Annotated in this window: 17 protein-coding genes; 12 read left to right on the top strand and 5 right to left on the bottom strand. The window is 41.0% G+C overall.

Annotated features, from left to right (window positions below; genetic code table 11):
• Nucleotides 1-121 precede the first annotated feature (121 nt).
• From ACWICE_RS02440 to ACWICE_RS02420, 5 genes are all read left to right on the top strand, one after another.
• Nucleotides 122-1,660 (top strand): Do family serine endopeptidase, encoded by a 1,539-nt coding sequence (locus ACWICE_RS02440; RefSeq protein WP_185211388.1) that lies wholly within the window; start codon nucleotides 122-124, stop codon nucleotides 1,658-1,660.
• Between the two features lie 478 nt (nucleotides 1,661-2,138).
• On the top strand, nucleotides 2,139-2,579 hold the full coding sequence (locus ACWICE_RS02435; RefSeq protein WP_185211387.1) for a low molecular weight protein-tyrosine-phosphatase: 441 nt from the start codon (nucleotides 2,139-2,141) through the stop codon (nucleotides 2,577-2,579).
• 4 nt (nucleotides 2,580-2,583) lie between these two features.
• Nucleotides 2,584-2,931, top strand: coding sequence for a hypothetical protein (locus ACWICE_RS02430; protein ID WP_093101611.1), 348 nt, complete (start codon nucleotides 2,584-2,586; stop codon nucleotides 2,929-2,931).
• Nucleotides 2,932-2,934: 3 nt separating this feature from the next.
• On the top strand, nucleotides 2,935-3,696 hold the full coding sequence (locus ACWICE_RS02425; RefSeq protein ID WP_185211386.1) for a peptidylprolyl isomerase: 762 nt from the start codon (nucleotides 2,935-2,937) through the stop codon (nucleotides 3,694-3,696).
• A gap of 1 nt (nucleotide 3,697) precedes the next feature.
• A complete protein-coding gene (locus ACWICE_RS02420) occupies nucleotides 3,698-4,462 on the top strand; it encodes an exodeoxyribonuclease III (protein WP_454297551.1) in 765 nt (254 codons plus the stop codon).
• Between the two features lie 287 nt (nucleotides 4,463-4,749).
• On the opposite strand, the gene ACWICE_RS02415 is transcribed toward ACWICE_RS02420, so the two are convergent.
• A complete protein-coding gene (locus ACWICE_RS02415) occupies nucleotides 4,750-5,256 on the bottom strand; it encodes a hypothetical protein (RefSeq protein WP_454297550.1) in 507 nt (168 codons plus the stop codon).
• A gap of 539 nt (nucleotides 5,257-5,795) precedes the next feature.
• Between ACWICE_RS02415 and proB the strand changes: the two genes are divergently transcribed.
• The 5 genes from proB to ACWICE_RS02390 all read left to right on the top strand — a co-directional run bounded on the left by proB (nucleotide 5,796) and on the right by ACWICE_RS02390 (nucleotide 13,566).
• On the top strand, nucleotides 5,796-6,827 hold the full coding sequence (gene proB, locus ACWICE_RS02410) for a glutamate 5-kinase (RefSeq protein WP_185211382.1): 1,032 nt from the start codon (nucleotides 5,796-5,798) through the stop codon (nucleotides 6,825-6,827).
• Nucleotides 6,828-6,838: 11 nt separating this feature from the next.
• Nucleotides 6,839-8,089, top strand: a complete 1,251-nt coding sequence (locus tag ACWICE_RS02405; protein ID WP_254526582.1) for a glutamate-5-semialdehyde dehydrogenase — start codon at nucleotides 6,839-6,841, stop codon at nucleotides 8,087-8,089.
• A 2-nt stretch (nucleotides 8,090-8,091) separates the two neighbouring features.
• Complete coding sequence (locus ACWICE_RS02400; RefSeq protein WP_313261039.1) at nucleotides 8,092-8,475, top strand: hypothetical protein; 384 nt, start codon at nucleotides 8,092-8,094, stop codon at nucleotides 8,473-8,475.
• Between the two features lie 347 nt (nucleotides 8,476-8,822).
• Nucleotides 8,823-12,065, top strand: coding sequence for a SusC/RagA family TonB-linked outer membrane protein (locus tag ACWICE_RS02395; protein WP_254526580.1), 3,243 nt, complete (start codon nucleotides 8,823-8,825; stop codon nucleotides 12,063-12,065).
• A gap of 4 nt (nucleotides 12,066-12,069) precedes the next feature.
• On the top strand, nucleotides 12,070-13,566 hold the full coding sequence (locus ACWICE_RS02390; RefSeq protein WP_454290654.1) for a RagB/SusD family nutrient uptake outer membrane protein: 1,497 nt from the start codon (nucleotides 12,070-12,072) through the stop codon (nucleotides 13,564-13,566).
• 105 nt (nucleotides 13,567-13,671) lie between these two features.
• Here the strand turns inward: ACWICE_RS02390 and ACWICE_RS02385 are convergent, their stop codons facing one another.
• Nucleotides 13,672-14,808: an acyl-CoA dehydrogenase gene (locus ACWICE_RS02385; RefSeq protein ID WP_313261037.1), complete on the bottom strand. Its 1,137-nt coding sequence runs from the start codon at nucleotides 14,806-14,808 to the stop codon at nucleotides 13,672-13,674.
• A 260-nt stretch (nucleotides 14,809-15,068) separates the two neighbouring features.
• On the opposite strand from ACWICE_RS02385, the gene ACWICE_RS02380 reads away from it, so the two are divergent.
• Nucleotides 15,069-15,704, top strand: a complete 636-nt coding sequence (locus tag ACWICE_RS02380) for a peroxiredoxin (protein WP_185211376.1) — start codon at nucleotides 15,069-15,071, stop codon at nucleotides 15,702-15,704.
• A gap of 399 nt (nucleotides 15,705-16,103) precedes the next feature.
• On the opposite strand, the gene ACWICE_RS02375 is transcribed toward ACWICE_RS02380, so the two are convergent.
• The 3 genes from ACWICE_RS02375 to ACWICE_RS02365 all read right to left on the bottom strand — a co-directional run bounded on the left by ACWICE_RS02375 (nucleotide 16,104) and on the right by ACWICE_RS02365 (nucleotide 18,338).
• Nucleotides 16,104-17,177: a S1C family serine protease gene (locus ACWICE_RS02375; RefSeq protein WP_185215857.1), complete on the bottom strand. Its 1,074-nt coding sequence runs from the start codon at nucleotides 17,175-17,177 to the stop codon at nucleotides 16,104-16,106.
• A gap of 11 nt (nucleotides 17,178-17,188) precedes the next feature.
• Nucleotides 17,189-17,773 (bottom strand): RNA polymerase sigma factor, encoded by a 585-nt coding sequence (locus tag ACWICE_RS02370; RefSeq protein ID WP_185211374.1) that lies wholly within the window; start codon nucleotides 17,771-17,773, stop codon nucleotides 17,189-17,191.
• 205 nt (nucleotides 17,774-17,978) lie between these two features.
• Nucleotides 17,979-18,338 carry a DUF4870 domain-containing protein gene (locus ACWICE_RS02365; protein ID WP_185211373.1) on the bottom strand — a complete coding sequence of 120 codons (360 nt, stop codon included), beginning with the start codon at nucleotides 18,336-18,338 and terminating at the stop codon, nucleotides 17,979-17,981.
• 186 nt (nucleotides 18,339-18,524) lie between these two features.
• On the opposite strand from ACWICE_RS02365, the gene ACWICE_RS02360 reads away from it, so the two are divergent.
• Nucleotides 18,525-18,752 (top strand): (4Fe-4S)-binding protein, encoded by a 228-nt coding sequence (locus ACWICE_RS02360; RefSeq protein ID WP_185211372.1) that lies wholly within the window; start codon nucleotides 18,525-18,527, stop codon nucleotides 18,750-18,752.
• Nucleotides 18,753-18,795: the final 43 nt, after the last annotated feature.

Here is an 18,795-nt window from a genome sequence, read left to right as displayed (position 1 = left end):
TGCTTGACATAGCAGGCTTCCGTTAACATTTTTTAACTGACAAAAGTCTTTAAGGCCTTCTGAATGGTATTACATTTGAATTAGGAAACATAAATTAAAAAAAGTTAGATTAATTATAGATATGAAAAAGATAGGTGCAACCTTATTAGCAGCCATCATAGGAGGAGCCATAGCCGTGGGTGGGTTTAAACTCTTCGAAAACAAACAGATGGACAACATGACGTTTGAAGAACGTCAAAAAGTATATTATGCAAACAACCCCGGCGAAGAGATTCTTTCTTCTACCGGAAATCCGGATTTTACCCAAGCTGCAGCGGCAGTCTCTCCGGGGGTCGTACATATTCAAGTAACAATGGCAAGCCGTGGTAACCGTGGTGGTGGCGGTTCACCTTTCGATATGTTCGAAGAGTTTTTTGGCGTCCCACAACAACGCGGTCAGGCTCGTCCTGCAACAGCGTCAGGTTCTGGGGTACTGATCTCTCCTGATGGATATATTGTAACCAATAACCACGTGGTGGAAGAGGCCGATAAAATCGAAGTGGTCTTGACCGATAAGCGCAAGTACGAAGCCAAAGTGATCGGTAGAGATCCAAACTTTGACCTTGCCTTAATTAAAGTAAATGCTACTGGCCTTCCGATGGTTAAATTAGGTAACTCAGATAACGTTCAGATAGGTGAGTGGGTGTTAGCTGTAGGTTATCCCCTAGGTTTACAGTCTACCGTTACTGCTGGTATCATCAGTGCAAAAGGCCGCCGTATCGGTATCTTGGACGAACCGACCCAAGGCCGTGGATATGGTGGAATGGGTCAACAAGAGCAAATGATCAGCAATGCTGTTGAATCATTCTTGCAAACAGATGCCGTTATCAACAGAGGTAACAGTGGTGGTGCATTGGTTAATGCTAGAGGCGAACTGATCGGTATCAACTCCGCTATCGCTTCTCCAACCGGTACTTATGCTGGGTATGGATTCGCTATCCCAATTAACCTTGCTAAAAAGATTGTCGATGACTTCAAGGAATTCGGAAGTGTTAAACGTGGTTATGTAGGTGTGACCTTTACAGAGATCAACGATCAGTTACGTGCTGAAAAAGGTATTGAAGATGTAAACGGACTATATGTACGTGATGTATTGAAAGGTGGAGCTGCAGAAGCTGCCGGCATTAAATCTGGTGATATCTTGACCAAGGTTGAAGGCCGTGTCATCTACGGAACTCCGGACCTACAGGAATATGTTGCTCGCTTACGTCCTGGTGATAAAGTGAAGATCACTTACAAACGTGACGGTAAAGAGAAAGATGTTTCATTGACCCTGAAAGGTGAGGAAAGCAAACCGAAAACTGAAGATGCTGAATCTAGTGCATCTGCAACAGAGATCTTCAATAAATTAGGTGCTAGTTTTGTTCCTGCAAGCAATGCGCGCAAACAAGAATTAAACATCAAATCAGGTGTAGTTGTATCACAAGTACACAGAGGTGGTGTTTTCGAATACTTCGGCGTTGAAAGAGGATTGGTGATTACTGAAGTTAATGGTAAACCTGTAAACAATGTTGATGATGTAGAGGCTGCTCTAGGTAGCACTCGCCGAAACATCGTCCGTATTACCGGCGTACCTGAAAGAGGTAGTACCGTTCAATTCAATGTTCCATTGAAATACTAGTAAAAATAATAAAAAGTAAAAGGGGCCACATGGGATTGTGGCCCCTTTTGCCTTTTAGACTAATAGATATAAGACACAAGACCGTAGAACCTGCCCTAACGAGGGATTTCATTTAGTTAAGGTTGTCAGGATTTTAGAGAGAGGAACCGTACAGGTTCTTCACTAATTGTTCAGAATCAGAAGTAACTCAATAACATTGCCCTCTGAGGGTTGTATTGCCCAAATGTATCCCTTAAGCTGTCCAGTTGAGGCACGAAACATATCGGAATATTACGCACCTAAAGTCCAATTAGCGTCCTTAATATTGGCGTACAGGTACTCAATCAGAGATTGAGGATGGCAAGACCGAGTCTATCCACGAGCCATTCAGTTAGCCCGCCAGAAATTTCTTGTGTCTTGTGTCATATGTCTGTTTTTAGTGTCTAATATCTCATATCTCACATCTCAATACTAACTAGATAATGTTATATTTGAAACCATGAAAATACTAATGGTGTGTTTAGGGAATATTTGCAGGTCTCCATTGGCTCATGGCATTATGGAGCACATGGTTGCGGAGAGCGGGTTGTCTTGGGAGATAGATTCTGCGGGTACGGGAGATTGGCATGTTGGCCAGGCACCTGATCGTCGATCTATCCAAGTGGCTAAAGAAAGGGGTATTGATATCTCCAGTCAAAGGGCCCAACATTTTAATCCTTCCTTTTTTTCTAAATATGACCGTATTCTGGTGATGGACAAACAGAACTATGCAGACGTAGTGGGGATGGCCATATCTGAAGAAGATAGAGCTAAGGTTTCCCTGTTTCTGATCGATGATATTGTTCCAGATCCATACTATGATTCAAACATGTTCGTTCCAGTCTTTGAACTGATTGAATCTCGATGTAAAGAACTCATTCAAGACTGGTCAGAAAATTAAATTCATGCAAGCAGCAGAGATCAATAAGAAGTGGGCAGAATTGCAAGGAGCAATCGCCAAGAACTTCGATATGGACATTCCTGATATCAAGGTCATGCTTTTCCTGATTGGTGTTCAGGAATTGGGAAAAGGTCCGCAGGAGTTTTCAAAAAGAGAAAAAGAAGAGTTGATGCACATAGCGACCTGTAGACTTTTCAGTAGCTTAGGGTTTTATGAACTCGAAGGGCAGGATGAACAGGGCTGGCCACATTGGAAGCTCATTAAGCCGATTCCTAATTATACCCTTATGGAACAGGAAATGATTATCAAATCCTTGATAATTGATTATTTTGAAGATGTAAATTTCATTTAATATATGAGAAAAATTGTATTGTTGTTTGCCTTTGTGATGGGCTTGAGTTTTGTATATGCACAGACTCCAAAAAACTATTATGTTGAAGTAAAAACCGGTAAAGGCAACGGTATTATCAAACTCTATAACGAAACCCGTAAACACCGTGATAATTTTGTCAAATTGGTCAATGAAGGCTATTTCGACTCCTTATTGTTTCACCGTGTCATCCATAATTTCATGATCCAAGGTGGTGACCCTGATTCACGTTATGCAGGCAGCAGACAGCAACTGGGTAATGGTGGTCCTGATTACAAGGTCCCTGCTGAAATCCAAGCCGATATTATCCACAAGAAAGGGGCATTAGGTGCTGCACGTGATAATAATCCTGCCAAGGAGTCCTCGGCATCTCAGTTCTACCTGGTTCAAGGCCGCGTGTTCTCTGAAGCTGCACTTGACTCTTTGGAAAAATTTAGGTTGAAAGGCAAGAAATTGACCCCACTGCAAAGGGAAACCTACAAAACTATTGGTGGAACTCCTCATCTTGATGGTGAGTACACAGTGTTTGGTGAGTTGATCGAAGGAATTGCTGTTGTAGATAGCATTGCAGCGGTTAAGACCGATGACAACGACCGCCCCTATAATGATGAGCGTTTTGCCATGAAATTATTGGATAGGAGACAGGCATTGGACCTTGAACGCAAGTTGCAAGGGCTTCCTCCTAAGAAAGGCTTCTTTACCAAGCTGTTTGATTCCATGAAATCCAAAACCTACAAACTTCCTTAAGATGAAGATCATTACCTATAATGTGAACGGTATCCGCGCCGCTTTGAAAAAAGGCTGGCTGGATTGGTTCAAGGCTGAAAGCCCAGACGTAATCTGTATTCAAGAAATTAAAGCAACTCCAGATCAGGTTCCTGAACTGGTTTTATTAGAGGAGATGGGCTATGAGCATTATTGGTACCCCGCTCAGAAAAAAGGCTACAGCGGTACTGCTATCTTCACCAGGATTACCCCTAACCATATTGAATATGGTTGTGGCCATGAGGATTATGATTTTGAAGGTAGGGTAATCCGTGCCGACTTTGATAAAGCCTCCGTGATGAGTGTGTATTTTCCTTCGGGAACGACAGGGGATGTCAGACAGGATTTCAAATACAAATTCTTGGATGATTTCCAATTGTACAGCAATGACCTTTTGAAAGAAAAACCGAAATTGGTGGTCTGTGGCGATTTTAATATCTGTCACCGTGCCATTGATATCCATAACCCTAAATCCAATGCCAATAGTTCGGGTTTCCTACCGGCAGAGCGTGAATGGATGGAGAACTTTATCAACTCGGGATATACCGATTCTTTTAGGCGCCTCAACCCGGATCCGCATCATTACACTTGGTGGTCTTATCGTGCTGGAGCAAGAGGGAGAAACTTAGGTTGGCGTATCGATTACAATATGGTCTCCAATGATCTGAAGGACAGTATCAAGTCCTCTCGAATCCTTTCTCAAGCGGTTCATTCCGATCACTGCCCAGTGGAATTGATCTTGGACTAACTAGAGACGTTAAAAATATTTATATTGGATTGGCTAGAGAAAAACTCTGGCCATTTCTTTTTTTGTCATAAGTCTGTGCGATCTATATTTCGGTTTGACCTTATTCGAGACACATTCGGAACTTTCGCAAAATGTCCTGAGCTACTGTTCATTTTTCATCGGAGCATTGTCTTAGAAATTCGAAGATTTTGCCGAATGGTTCCGCAACATGTCTCGAATATGTCTCGAATGAAACCCTGTTTTAGGGATGATTTTTTCACCCTTGATTTGGGTGTTTTTCATGTGTATTACTGGATCACTTCTATATTGAATCGGACATTGGCATGCTGCTTTGGAACGATGACTGCAAACAAATAAGTGCCCATAGCGGTATAATTTCCGTTCTTGACTTTTGCAGAGTAGACTATCCCATGGTTCGCACAGTCTCTGTTGACCTGCTGACTAATTAGTGTAGCAGATATCCCTTGAACTAGTTTCTTGCCTATCAATAAACTTTGTGTCTTAAAATCTATTTCAGAAAACATTTTTGAAACTTCTTTGCAAGGCTCATTGGCCTCAGAATCGACAAAGGCAATTGCTTTCTCCAGTTCTGTCTTTGACTCAATGACGAGAAACCTATCTTCTAGTTTTTCATCAACTATACGGAATCTGCAAGTGGGATCAATGTTGATTGAAGTAAATTCAACCTCTTCCTCTTGGCAGTCCTCTGGAATGGATTCAGCACATCGAACCTGAATTAATGACATGAAAACAATGGCCAGGAAAAGGAATTTGGGGTACTTAGTGTTTCCCATGATAATTTAGATTAATGGTTTACTGTAATGAAGCTTTATAGGGCTAAATCTTGTGTGGTTTTTCTGAAAAGGAAGGGCTAGTATCTGAAAATAAAGTTAATGATTTTCTAAATTCAAACATAACTATTCATTAAACAGGGAGGGCCTAATTTATTCTAGCCTTTTTCTATACCGAATCAGTAGATTTTAAACTGATTTTCCTTATATTTATTTTATGGGCAAGAAGTTCGCAATATTTATGTTTACCATTACCGCCATTCTATTGCTGTATTGCACTTATGAACTCTATTTGGCATTTGGTACAAATGAACTTTCCTGGAAGGCTATTACCGGCCCTTTGTCATTGCTTATTTCAGCCGCATTATTCCTAAATAATGCCTTACGACCCACGAATCTGGGCTAATCTTATCAGCTTTTTACAATCTCTATATCAAGGAAAACGATTGAAAAGCGCTTAATAATTCATATTTTTATATCTATTCTTTGTTATTGTTAGTTTTTCAACAATAAACTGCTTAATATTTTGATTATATCATAAAATGAAAAAACCTATACTGGTCATCAAGTTTGGTTCGGCGGCCATAACGACCGATGGAGAAATTGATGAAAGAATTGTCCTGGAGATCGCTCGTCAATGCGCGCAGTTACAGCCGAAATATAATATTGTCATCGTTTCATCGGGTGCTGTTGCTGCCGGAAAGAAGTTTATCCCTAAATACACGGGTACCCTTGCCCAGAAGAAAGCCGCTGCAGCCATTGGAAACCCCCTGTTGGTGCGCACATATGGCACCTACTTCAAGCCTTTTAAGATTGCATTGGCGCAAAGTCTATGCGAGCGACATCACTTTGCAAACAGGAGCCAGTTTTTACAGTTGAAGAGTACCTACGAAACGCTGTGGAAGAATAATGTAATCCCTATCGCCAATGAAAATGATGTAGTCAGCAATAAAGAGCTCAAGTTCTCTGATAATGATGAACTAGCGACCTTGATTGCTGTGGGTTTTGGTGCCGAGCAGATTTTGTTCAGTACTTCAGTACCGGGGGTCTTGGACGAGCATGGGAAGGTAATACCGGAGTTGAAGATCATTGACAAAGCGGCATTGGCTTTGGCAAAGGAGGAAAAATCTGCTGTAGGATTAGGAGGGATGATCTCAAAATTGAATTTTGCAAGGTTGGCCAATCAAATGGGCATCAAAGCGGTTATTTTTTCGATGAAAACCGAGGATGGGATCTTGAAAGCAGTGGCTGGAGATACCGGGACGATATGCCAAGCTCAGGAGAAAAAGCTTTCCTCCCGAAACAAATGGTTGGCGAGTGGTAGTTTGATTACAGGCTTGGTACAGGTGGATAAGGGTGCTTTAGCAGCCTTGAACAAAAGAAAAAGTTTATTGGCTGTGGGTGTAAACAAAATTATCCAAGATTTTGAGGTCGGTGAGGTCTTCCAGATTGCTGATGAAGACCATGTGATCCATGCTGTGGCTAAATCGAAGATAGACTCGGTTTCGTTGCGGTCTAAGTCTGAGAAGAAGAATATTGAAATTGCGCATGCCGATGATATTGTGCTGCTATAAAGGAAATTAAAATGAAGAAAACGATATTAACCGAACTTGAAAATAGCAGAAAGGCCAAAAGAGCCATTGCACAATTGTCGATTGAAAAGAAGGCTGAAATACTGAATGCCATTGCGGCTGAAATATTGGATCGTTCCGAACAGATCATTGAAGAAAACAAAAAGGATTTGGACCGAATGGATCCTTCGGATTCCAAATATGATCGGTTGAGGTTGACTGAAGCAAGAATCCAAGACCTTGCTGACAGTGTGCGGGCTGTTGCTAAATTGGATGATCCTACTGGGAAGTTATTGAGCAGTAAAACGCTCGATAATGGGCTCTTGGTAGAAAAGAGATCGGTGGCTTTGGGTGTCGTAGGGGTTATCTATGAATCAAGGCCCAATGTGACCATTGATGTTGCGGTCCTTTGTATCCAATCGGGCAACGTTTGTCTGCTTAGGGGCGGATCGGATGCCTGGTACAGTAATTCCTATTTGGTTGGTTTGATCCAAAAGGTATTGAAAAGTTATGGGCAAGATCCGAATATTGTTCAACTGTTGCCAACTGATCGGGAACTTGTCGCTGAGCTATTGACGGCGGTCAAATATGTAGATATCATCATTCCTAGAGGATCCCAAGGCTTGATCGACTTTGTACGTGAAAACGCCAAGGTTCCCGTGATCGAAACGGGTGCAGGGGTATGCCATACCTATGTGGACAGGACCGCAGATCTGGAATTGGCAGCCAAGATTGTAGCCAATGCAAAGATTTCAAGACCATCGGTCTGTAATGCCTTGGACTGTGTCTTGCTGGACGAGGAGATCGTAGATGGGTTTGTAAAGAATTTAGTTCCCTTATTTGAGAAAGCTAAAGTGAAAGTATTGGCAGATGGTCAAAGCTATGCAAGCCTGAAGGAACAAGGCTATACGGAATTGGGTAAGGCGGAGGCAGATGATTTTGGCAGGGAGTTCTTGGACTTGATCTGTTCCATGAAGGTAGTATCTGGTCTAGAGGAAGCCCTTGATCACATTGCAAAGTATTCATCCAAACATTCTGAGTGTATTGTTTCTGCTGATTCAAAAAATATCCTGAACTTTATGAATGCGGTAGATGCTGCAGCGGTATATTCCAATGCGTCCACTCGATTTACGGATGGGGGCGAATTTGGATTGGGAGCCGAAATAGGCATCTCCACGCAGAAATTACATGCCCGTGGGCCATTTGCTTTAGAAAAACTGGTTACCGAGAAGTGGTTCGTGACGGGAGAAGGACAAATAAGATAGTTATGGGAATTAGATTTGAGAAAGATACCATCCTAAATTGGATCAATGAGATGGGGAAGTACATGCGGTTGGTCGTTGATCGGTACACTGCATTTGACGAAACAGAAGAACCGATGGACCTGACTGAAGGGTACACGGATTTTTTTAAGAAAGATAGGGGTTTCTTTTTAGAAACAGATACTGCTGGGTTAGAGGAGTTTATTGTGGCTTTGGAGCCGGAGCAAATAAGGCCATTGGCTCAATTGCTGATGTATGATGGTTTGATGAATCGGGACCATGCCTTATTGAAGAAAGCCAAGTTTCTTTTCGAATGGAACATGAAGAAAACGGGAGCCTTTTCTTTTGAAGATTTTGATTATTTATCAAAGATTGACAATGTTTTATAAAAAATTCCTCTTTTATAAGAGGAATTTTTATTTAAATAGCAAATTTTATTGCAAAAATTTAAAAAGCTGATTGTGTAGCTCGGAATTTTCCCGATTAACGGCGGAATTAGCCTGTTTATTGTATGCTCTGTTACAAAATAAATTTTTCAGTTAAAAAAATGAGTATTTATTTCTTTGATTCCTATTATTTTATCAATGAATAACAGTGCTTGGTTAAAAAAGTGATGAAAGTTATTGTTTCATGTTAATTTTTTGTTATATACTTGCCCAAATTATGGTAACTAATAGGACGCACTAACCTTCGTCCCTAATGAAAACAATTATTTAACAAAACTCAAACAATTATTATGAAACAAAAATTACTCAGCTTTTTTGTGCTGTTTATGCTGTCCATTGGATTGCTGAATGCGCAAAGTCGTCAGGTGAGTGGTAAGGTTACTGATGCTACAACAGGAACGCCCCTGTCTGGAGTTTCGGTAAAAGTTGTTGGATTATCCACAGCTACCCAAACTGATGAACAAGGAAATTACTCGATCATGGTGAATGAGAATGGTCGATTGACATTTTCTTTTATTGGATATGAGACCTTAACTCAATCCGCATCTGGCCGATCAACCTTGAATATTTCCTTAATTTCTACTTCTGATGCTTTGGATGAGGTTGTTGTTGTAGCCTATGGAACGGTGAAAAAATCTGACTTTACGGGTTCTGCGACACAGATTGGCACCAAAGAAATCGACAAAAGGCCGATTTCTAACGTGTTGACTGCCTTACAGGGGGCTGGTCCAGGTATCCAATCTAGCGCGCCATCTGGTGCTCCGGGTTCGTCACCAGGTATCCGTATTCGTGGTTTTGGATCGTATTCTGCAGGACAAGGCGCATTGGTTGTTGTAGATGGGGTTCCATTTGATGGGGGAATGACCAATATTAACCCTGCTGATGTGGAGTCCGTAACGGTATTGAAAGATGCTGCTACTATTGCGATGTACGGTTCACGTGGTGCAAACGGTGTGATCATGGTTACTACCAAACAAGGTAAATCTGGTCAGTCTGAGTTGAACGTGTCAGCGCAATACGGTTTCAATAAAAACGGGGTTCCGGCTTATGAAACTGTTGATGCAGGACAGTACTATGAATTAATGTGGCAGGCTTACACCAACAACCTGGCTTTTGGTTCGGCAAAAATCCCAATGGATGTTGCGAAACAATTAGGTTCTGGTCTATTGCCAAGAAATGCTAAAGGCTTACAGACTTACAATGGTAAAACATACCAAGATATTGTTCAATACCTAGGTAATTACAACGCTTTTGATGTACCTAACGATGCTTTAGTTGGCGTTGATGGTAAATTAAACCCGAACGCGAAGTTCCGTTATGAAGGATTTACTTCATGGGAGGACGAAGCTGCAAGAGCAGGAAAGCGTAATGAATATAACCTGAACTATTCAGGTGGTTTTAATTCTACTGACATCTATACCTCATTAAACTACTTAAAGGATAATGGATGGGGATTACGTTCGATGAATGAAAGATTCCAAGGTAGAGTTAACGTAAATACAAAAGTTACCGATTGGTTAAAGACAGGTGTGAACTTAAACGCTGCTTCTAGAAAAGCTGATTTTGCTTATGATGGTGGTGGTATCAACAACCCGTTCTATTTCTCTAGAGGAATTGCTCCAATTTATCCTGTTTATGTACATGATCCAGAAACTGGAAAGATCGTTTATGATGAATTTGGTGTAAAACGTTACGACTATGGTAACTTGGTTTCAGAGTTTGGTCTATCTAGACCTTTCAATAGCGGTCGTCACGCGATTGCAGAAACCATGTACAATACGAGTAAATCAAACCGTGACTTTATTGGTGCGAGAGCATATATGGACGTAAATGTATTGCCTTGGTTGACATTTACGATGAACTTCAGTCCGGATTTAGAAAATAACCGTTCAGAAGGATATGAAAATACAATTGTAGGTGACGGTGCTCCAGCTGGACGCTACAACCAAAGTTGGTACAGACAATTGTCTTATACATTCAACCAATTATTAAGAGCTAATAACACATTTGGACTTCATAACTTGGAAACTGTATTGGGACATGAGTTCTACTCGTACAAGATCGAGGACCTAAGCGGTATGAGAACCGGACAAGGATTCCAGGGGGTAAATGTTATGGAGAACTTTACTGATATCAGTTCATTGACATCAGGTCTTCGTGAAAATTCCATTGAGAGTTATTTTGGACGTGTAAACTATAACTACAACAGCAGATACTACTTAAGTGCAATGTTGAGAGCTGACGGTAACTCTAGGTTCCCTGCAAACTTAAGATGGGAGAATTTCTGGTCAGTAGGTGCTGCATGGAGATTGGATCAAGAAGACTTCTTCAAGAATGATTACACAGATCTATTAAAACTTAGATTCTCTTATGGACAATTAGGTAACTCTGATTTGAGTTCTTATTATCCTTATCAGCCAGGATATGAAATTGGTTATAACAATGCTTCAACCCCTGGATCTATCTATGCTTCATTAGGTAGTGATCGTTTGACTTGGGAAACACAAAAGCCATTGGACGTGGGTGTAGATTTCAGTTTCTTGAACGGAAGACTATCAGGTTCCCTAGAATATTATTATAGAAATTCAGATGGTCTATTGTTCAGCGTGAATCAGCCATACCATAATGGTGGTACAACTGCGGGATCATATGCGATCAACCAAAACGTTGGAGCAATGACCAACAAAGGTATCGAGGCAAGTGTAACAGGAGGTTTGATCAGAAAGGAAAACTTCAACTGGAACCTAACTGTTAACGTAACTACTGTGAAGAATGAGATCACAGCGATGCCTAAGGAAACTCCAGAGTTGGTGAGTAGCCCATACAAGCGCGCAGTTGGAAGATCATTGTATGATTATTATACAAGAACATACTATGGTGTAGATCCTGAAAATGGAAACGCATTGTACCTAGGACTTGCTGATGGTGTAACATACGATGCTTCAAACCCAGAACATAAATTGATCGAGAATAACGGACGTGTAGACACCGTTACTTCAAACCATAACTCGGCCCGTCAGTCATGGTTAGATAAATCAGCAATTCCTCCAGTTTATGGTAGTGTTGTGAATGACTTTACTTACAAGAATTTTGACTTCAGATTTGTTTTGACCTATAGTGTTGGTGGATATTTCTACGATGGATACTATGCAGGTTTGATGAGTTCAGGACCTTCAAATGGTGCTAACTTGCATTCAGATCTATTTGGAGCATGGAAAAACCCTGGTGATGTAACTGATATCCCACGCATGGACGTTGGTAGAACTTCACAACATGGTGCTGCTTCATCAAGATGGTTGACTAAAGCATCTTACTTAAATATCAGTGCGATCAATGTGGGTTATAGAATTCCGGAATCATTCTCAGGCAGAATCGGTATTAAGAGAGCGCGTATCTATGCGAGTGCTGAAAACCTATACTTCTGGTCTGCGAAAAAAGGATTTAACCCTGTGGGTGGTCTGACTGGTCCAACTGGAAATAGCTCATACAACCACGCGAGAACATTTAACTTTGGTATTAACTTCGGACTTTAAGACAATGAAAATATTTAATAGAAAATTACAATACCCTATTCTAGGAACAGTATTGACTGCTGTACTCTTCCTTTCGGGATGTAAAAAGGAGGCTCTGCAAAAAGACCCTAGTGATAAAATCAATACAGAAGTCGTATTTGCATCGACAGAGAATGCATATTCAGCGATCAATGGTATGCACCGTCTAATGTACTCGCAGTGGTATAGTAACCAAGCTGCGGGTGGACAGAGCGGTAACATGATTTATATGGAAGTGCTTGGTGACGACTTTGTCATGACCGGCGCAGCCAATGGTTGGTTCAATAGTGAATACAAATGGATCAGCCATAGAGATGCCAACTCATCGATCAACCAGTATAACTATGGTTTTTACTATGCCTTGATTGGAAACGCGAACCAGATCATCAATAATATCGATGGCGCAGCAGGTCCTGAAGAAGATAAAAACTTCATCAAAGGACAGGCCTTGTCATACAGGGCATGGGGCTACTATCAAATGATTCAACTATTTGGTAAACGCTATGTAAAAGGTGGGAATAACTCAGGTTTAGGTGTTTCCATTATCTTGGATAAATCTACTACAGCTGTTGAACGCAATACCGTTGAGGAAGTTTATACACAGATCAATAAAGACCTAGATGATGCGATTGCATTATTTGCAAATGCGTCAGGCAGACCTGATGTATCACATTTGAATATCGATGTTGCAAAAGGTCTGAAAGCTCGTGTTGCTTTGACTCAACAAGATTATGTAACTGCGGCAAAATTTGCCAAAGAAGCTCGTGCTGATTATGACCTGATGACCAACGCTCAATATATTGGCTCGTTTACAACATCTGCCAATCCAGAGTGGATTTGGGGTATCCGTCATAGAGAAGACCAACCAACCTATTTTTATTCGTTCTATGCTTATGTAGGTAACTTCAGTTCTACCAACACTCGTGGTAACCCTAAGGCGATTAACTCGTTGTTGTATGATAAGATTTCAGATACTGACGTTCGCAAGCGTGTTTGGGATCCAACTGGAGCGGATAAAACATTCCCAGTTGCAGCAAGTGGTGTTCGTATGCCATATATGACCAGAAAATTCACGTTGACAAACCCTGGAAATAGTAATGGTGACTTGATGTTTATGCGTGCTGCGGAAATGTACTTGATCGAAGCTGAAGCTTTGGCAAGATCAGGATCAGAAGCTGCTGCGAAAGATGTGCTGTTGGAACTTGCTGAAAACAGGGACCCTGACTATGTTCTTTCTACCAATACAGGAGCAAGCCTGATCGAAGAGATCTTGACCCAAAGAAGAGTTGAGTTATGGGGTGAAGGCTTCAGGTTCTACGATTTGAAGAGATTGAACCTTCCTTTGGATAGAAATGGAGCAAATCACATTGCTTCCCTTGCCGTGGAGTTTTCAATTCCTGCAGGAGATAAACGTTGGGAGTTCTTGATCCCTCAAGGTGAAATTGATAGAACCTTAGGTGTAGTGGTTCAGAACCCATTGTAGTACTAGATGTGAATCATTGAATTCCATTCATAAAAGAAGCCAGGCAATTTGCCTGGCTTTCTTTTCTTAGTTACACTTTGATTTATTAATAATTATACCTGTTTCTTATCTCAATACCTCTCTTGCGATGACCAAGCGCTGGATTTCAGATGTTCCTTCATAGATCTGTGTAATCTTGGCATCTCGCATCAGTCGCTCTACATGGTACTCTTTTACATAGCCATAACCACCATGGATCTGTACAGCTTCCACGCTATGCTTCATGGCCACTTCGGAAGTGTTCAATTTCGCCATGGCAGCGATCTTTCCGTAAGGAAGACCTTGATCCTTGGTCCAGGCAGCTTTATAGGTCAGTAACCTTGCTGCTTCAATATCTACTTCCATATCCGCTAATTTGAACTGAATAGCTTGATGGTCTGAAATAGGTTTGCCGAAGGTCTTTCTTTCCTTAGAATAGGCCAATGCAAGGTCATACGCCCCAGCAGCAATGCCTAAGGCCTGTGCAGCAATACCGATCCGGCCTCCATCCAAGGTTTTCATGGCAAACTTGAATCCGAATCCATCCTCACCGATCCGGTTCTCCTTTGGAACCTTGACATCGGAGAACATTAGGGAATGGGTATCCGAGCTGCGGATTCCCAATTTATTTTCTTTTGGGCCAATGCTAAATCCAGGAGTGCCTTTTTCAACAATGAGTGCATTGATCCCACGATGCCCTAATTCAGGGTGGGTTTGGGCAATAACAATATAGATATCTGCATTACCACCATTGGTAATCCAGTTTTTTGTACCGTTCAGTAAGTAATGGTCACCTTTATCTTCAGCCATGGTATGTTGAGAGGAGGCATCAGAGCCTGCCTCTGGTTCGGATAGCGCAAAGGCGCCCAGTTTTTCTCCGGAAGCCAAGGGTTTTAGGTATTTCTGCTTTTGTTCCTCGGTTCCGAACTCGTTCAAGCCGAATAGGACCAGGGAATTGTGGGCCGACATGATCACTGCCGCAGAGGCATCTATCTTGGCGATCTCTTCCAGAGCGAGTACATAAGCGAGCGTATCCATGCCTGCACCGCCATATTGTTCTGGCGTCATGATGCCCATAAAACCTAGTTCGCCCATTTTTTTGACAAACTCGGTCGGGAACTTGGCCAGTTCATCCCTTTCAATTACGCCGGGTTTAAGCTCCTGAGCAAATTCTCGGGCAGCTTCGCGGATCATTTTATGTTCTTCTGATAGTTCGAAATTCATCACTTTGCTTATAAGGTTATCTCAAATATAATTATATTTTATTATGCAAGCATAATAAAAACTAAAATATTATCTGTGTGGATGAAAAATATTTTATCCTGATAAACCTTTGTTCTGCCTTGAGTGTTATCTAGTTGTGAGCCATAAAAGTAAAATGATTGTAAGAAAAATCTGAAATCAGACCGCTGTATTGCGATTTACAATAAAATCTACTATATTGATAGAGTAAACAATTTCGTTCATTATAAACATTAATAGATATGAGTTTAAGATTAGGTGATGATGCACCAAACTTTCAAGCCAAAACAACAGAGGGTGATATAAATTTCTATGATTATATAGACGGCAAATGGGCTGTCCTGTATTCACACCCTTCAGATTATACACCGGTATGTACCACAGAATTAGGTCGTACGGCAAAATTGAAATCCGAGTTCGACAAGCGTAATGTAAAAGTGTTGGCATTGAGCGTTGACTCCGTTGAGGACCACAATGGTTGGGTAAAGGATATCAATGAAACGCAGAATACACAGGTTAATTTTCCTATCATCGCAGATGAGGACAGACATGTGGCCGAGTTGTACGATATGATCCATCCAAATGCTTCTGCGACAGCTACAGTGCGTTCGGTATTTGTAATCGGGCCAGACAAGAAGGTAAAACTTACCTTGACTTACCCAGCTTCAACAGGAAGGAATTTTGATGAGATCTTGCGTGTGATTGATTCCTTGCAGCTTACTGCAGACTATCAGGTGGCTACTCCAGCGGATTGGAAGGATGGAGAGGATGTAATCGTTGTTCCAGCGATCAAGACTGAGGATATTCCAGCGAAGTTCCCGAAAGGATATAAGGAGATCAAACCTTACTTGAGGACGACTCCGCAACCAAACAAATAAGCCCATCCGGTTTATCTGGACAGGATAATGTATAAGGCCAACTCTAGTTAGTTGGCTTTTTCTTTAAATGGATTTTTCTTTTTTCTAGGTACGATATACGAAGTGATCAGGGCAATAAGGGTCACGAGGCATAGTTGCTTTAAGATAGCTCCATAGTCGAGCTCAAAAGCGCTGTGTGATGACAAGAATTGAAAAACCTGTACAAAGATTGCCAATGCTAGAAAGATGAAAAAATAGGTCCAAAAGGTCCGCATATTCACTTTGTTTTTTTATTAAATATAATGAATAAGATATTTAAAATCAAAGTGATATAATTTTTGTCGGGAAGGGTAGGTATAAAAACAGACAAGGTGCTACATGTTTGTAACACCTTGCTTCATACAAAAGTCCAATTTATTTTTAATAGACCTTGACCATGTAGATAAAGTCTTGCAACTTTTTGATCTGCTCGGTACGAGGTAAATTTGATAGGCTATTTTTATTGTTCAGAACGATGTTCCCTTTCAGGGATTCTTCTGGGATACGGTTCAATGTTTCGATCAGCGCTTTGGTCTTGATCGCAAAAGCTGCTCCATCGAGACCTTTTTGTTTACCGGAGATAATACCGATGATATTTCCGTTCTTATCAAGGACTGGGCCCCCACTGTTACCCGGGTTTACGGGTACAGAGATTTGATAAGCTGTGGTATCACCGCTGTAACCTGTTGAGGAACTCAAGTAGCCTTCGCCATATACAGCTTCATCCCGTGGATAACCGATGGTGTAGATACCTTCACCAAGATCGGTGTTCTGTCTTCTGAACGTATATGGGATATTTGCCGATTGAGCGATAAAGTTTGAGTCTGAAATATGCAGGATAGCTAAGTCCTTCTCAGAATCCACGAAGATAATGGAAGCCTTATAAGAATCGCCTTTATTGTTTTGTAGGTGGATGGAGTCAGCTCCACTCACGACGTGAAAATTTGTTACTACGTAGCCATCTTTGGTCAGCATAAATCCAGTTGCACCATATTGAAGGGCATCCTGTGGAGCATTGCTTTCCTTGTTGATGTTCCTGATGGCATTGTGGTGAGCATTGACGTTGCGTTTAACGCTATTTATCTCTCTTTTAAGGGCGCTATAGTCCGAATTGGCTCTACGCAGCGTAGAGAAGTATCCGGTTGAATACAGCGTAGCTAAAGAAGAAAGAACGGCGACAGCAGCTGCTGCCACGGCATTGATCTTTAATTTCTTCCACAAACGAACCACAATAGTTTCGTTAGGCTGTTCCTGGATGGTTTTTTCCAATTGACTTTTAAACTCTGCACGCGCTTCATGGCGCTTCATGGTTTGCACGAATTCAGCATGCGATAGAAAAAGCGCATTCAAATCTGGGTCTTGATCGCACAACAGTTCAAATGATTCCTTTTCTTTAGGATCCATCTGGCCGTTGAGGTAGCGGTCTGCCAATTCTAAAAATTCTTGCTGTCTCATTTCAACTTTTACTAATCAGATTTTTGATCAAAGAAAAGCTTCTTCAATCGTTGTAAACATTTATATTTCTGAGTTTTCGCGTTGTCAGTATTGGTGTATCCAAACTTTTCGCAGATTTCGTTCATGGACTTGTTCCTGATGTAGAAATCCTTTAAGATCGTTTGGCAGGGTTCACCCAGTTGGCTCATTGCGCTGTCCATTTTGGAGAAGTCATTTTCTTTCTCGATATGGCTCTGGATGTCGCTTTCCACATCGGCAATTTCTAATCCGTCGGAGTCAGAAGTGCCCATGCTGTTTTCCCTTTTGTTCAGTTGCTTTAACCACAATCTCCTACATACTGCATATAGGAACGTACTTAACTTACTGCTGAGCTCGAAATTCTCATGAGTAACTTTATCGTACAATACCATGACCGCTTCCTGAAAAATATCTTTGGCTTCATCCTCCGTTCCTTTGTTTCCGGTAATAAGGTGGGATACGGAAGGATAGCAGGTTTTATAGATTTCTGAAATTACTGAGTTGTCTCCTTTTCGTAAACCTTCCAGCAATTCCTTGTCCTCACGGGTCTTTGGTAATATTTGTCTTATTTTACTCACTTATTAATACCCTAATTTTCAAATAGTAACCCAAGATTTGTTAAAAATTTTATTATTTGTGATTTCGTTTCCAAACGTAAGAGAATTTTTATGGAATATCAATCCAATTTATAATCTATTGACATTTTTTAAAAATTTGAAGGAATGACAAACTAAAAGACACCTGCCTGTCGGGGGTGTCTTTCATTTATTTGGTTCATGGGGCTTAAATCCCCGCAAATAGATTGTTGTAATACTCACCCAACAAAGGAACCGGTTTCTTGTTGCCATTGGCTGCATTGATAATCCCGATAATCCATAAGATAATCATCAATAACGCCGTTATGGCTGATATAATCCATCCTATAAATGGAATATAGCTCATTACACCGGAAACGAATAATGTCAAAAATATGCCCAATGATTGACGGATATGGTATGTTGCGAAATCATTCCGTTTTTCATTGTTCAATACAAAGGCAATTATAAGACCAATGATTGTTAAATAGGCAATTATGGCAATGTTTTTACCATCATTGATGATGTTGTTACCGCCACTTTCAATCGGAGTTTGTGGATTTTCCATAAGATTAAGGTTATAATTTAGATTAAAAATAAACAAATATTTCAATAAGTTTCTATTCATGTCCTTTAAGGTTCAATTTGCTCACGCTGAAATCGAATGAGGTGATTTCTTTTCATCTTCAAGGATGATTTTTATAAACAAAAGGTTTTGTAGCTTGTTACTCATTAAAATAGGAGAAAGAAGATCATGGAAGAAAAAATTATTCGCTATAAGCATCCTAATGGAGAGATAACGGTGCTTTGGCGGCCTAAGAAATGTATTCATTCGGCGGTATGTATCAATATGTTGCCCCGGGTGTATGATCCGGGGGACCGTCCCTGGGTGAAGCCTGAACATGCAAGTACGCAGGAGCTGATCAATCAGATTGATCGCTGTCCTTCGGGAGCTTTGCAGTATGAATTACATGGGGGTTAGAAAAGGAATTGGCATAAAACAAAAAAGGTATCATGGATTTCAT

This window comes from Sphingobacterium sp. NPDC055346, assembly GCF_053645235.1.
This window is presented reverse-complemented; position numbering and strand designations above follow the sequence as displayed.

Bases quoted from the DNA above. Each gene is read 5' to 3' on its own strand.
- ACWICE_RS02440 (WP_185211388.1), top strand. From the start codon at position 122: ATGAAAAAGATAGGTGCAACCTTATTAGCAGCCATCATAGGAGGAGCC.
- ACWICE_RS02435 (WP_185211387.1), top strand. From the start codon at position 2,139: ATGAAAATACTAATGGTGTGTTTAGGGAATATTTGCAGGTCTCCATTG.
- ACWICE_RS02430 (WP_093101611.1), top strand. From the start codon at position 2,584: ATGCAAGCAGCAGAGATCAATAAGAAGTGGGCAGAATTGCAAGGAGCA.
- ACWICE_RS02425 (WP_185211386.1), top strand. From the start codon at position 2,935: ATGAGAAAAATTGTATTGTTGTTTGCCTTTGTGATGGGCTTGAGTTTT.
- ACWICE_RS02420 (WP_454297551.1), top strand. From the start codon at position 3,698: ATGAAGATCATTACCTATAATGTGAACGGTATCCGCGCCGCTTTGAAA.
- ACWICE_RS02415 (WP_454297550.1), bottom strand. From the start codon at position 5,256: ATGGGAAACACTAAGTACCCCAAATTCCTTTTCCTGGCCATTGTTTTC.
- proB (WP_185211382.1), top strand. From the start codon at position 5,796: ATGAAAAAACCTATACTGGTCATCAAGTTTGGTTCGGCGGCCATAACG.
- ACWICE_RS02405 (WP_254526582.1), top strand. From the start codon at position 6,839: ATGAAGAAAACGATATTAACCGAACTTGAAAATAGCAGAAAGGCCAAA.
- ACWICE_RS02400 (WP_313261039.1), top strand. From the start codon at position 8,092: ATGGGAATTAGATTTGAGAAAGATACCATCCTAAATTGGATCAATGAG.
- ACWICE_RS02395 (WP_254526580.1), top strand. From the start codon at position 8,823: ATGAAACAAAAATTACTCAGCTTTTTTGTGCTGTTTATGCTGTCCATT.
- ACWICE_RS02390 (WP_454290654.1), top strand. From the start codon at position 12,070: ATGAAAATATTTAATAGAAAATTACAATACCCTATTCTAGGAACAGTA.
- ACWICE_RS02385 (WP_313261037.1), bottom strand. From the start codon at position 14,808: ATGAATTTCGAACTATCAGAAGAACATAAAATGATCCGCGAAGCTGCC.
- ACWICE_RS02380 (WP_185211376.1), top strand. From the start codon at position 15,069: ATGAGTTTAAGATTAGGTGATGATGCACCAAACTTTCAAGCCAAAACA.
- ACWICE_RS02375 (WP_185215857.1), bottom strand. From the start codon at position 17,177: ATGAGACAGCAAGAATTTTTAGAATTGGCAGACCGCTACCTCAACGGC.
- ACWICE_RS02365 (WP_185211373.1), bottom strand. From the start codon at position 18,338: ATGGAAAATCCACAAACTCCGATTGAAAGTGGCGGTAACAACATCATC.
- ACWICE_RS02360 (WP_185211372.1), top strand. From the start codon at position 18,525: ATGGAAGAAAAAATTATTCGCTATAAGCATCCTAATGGAGAGATAACG.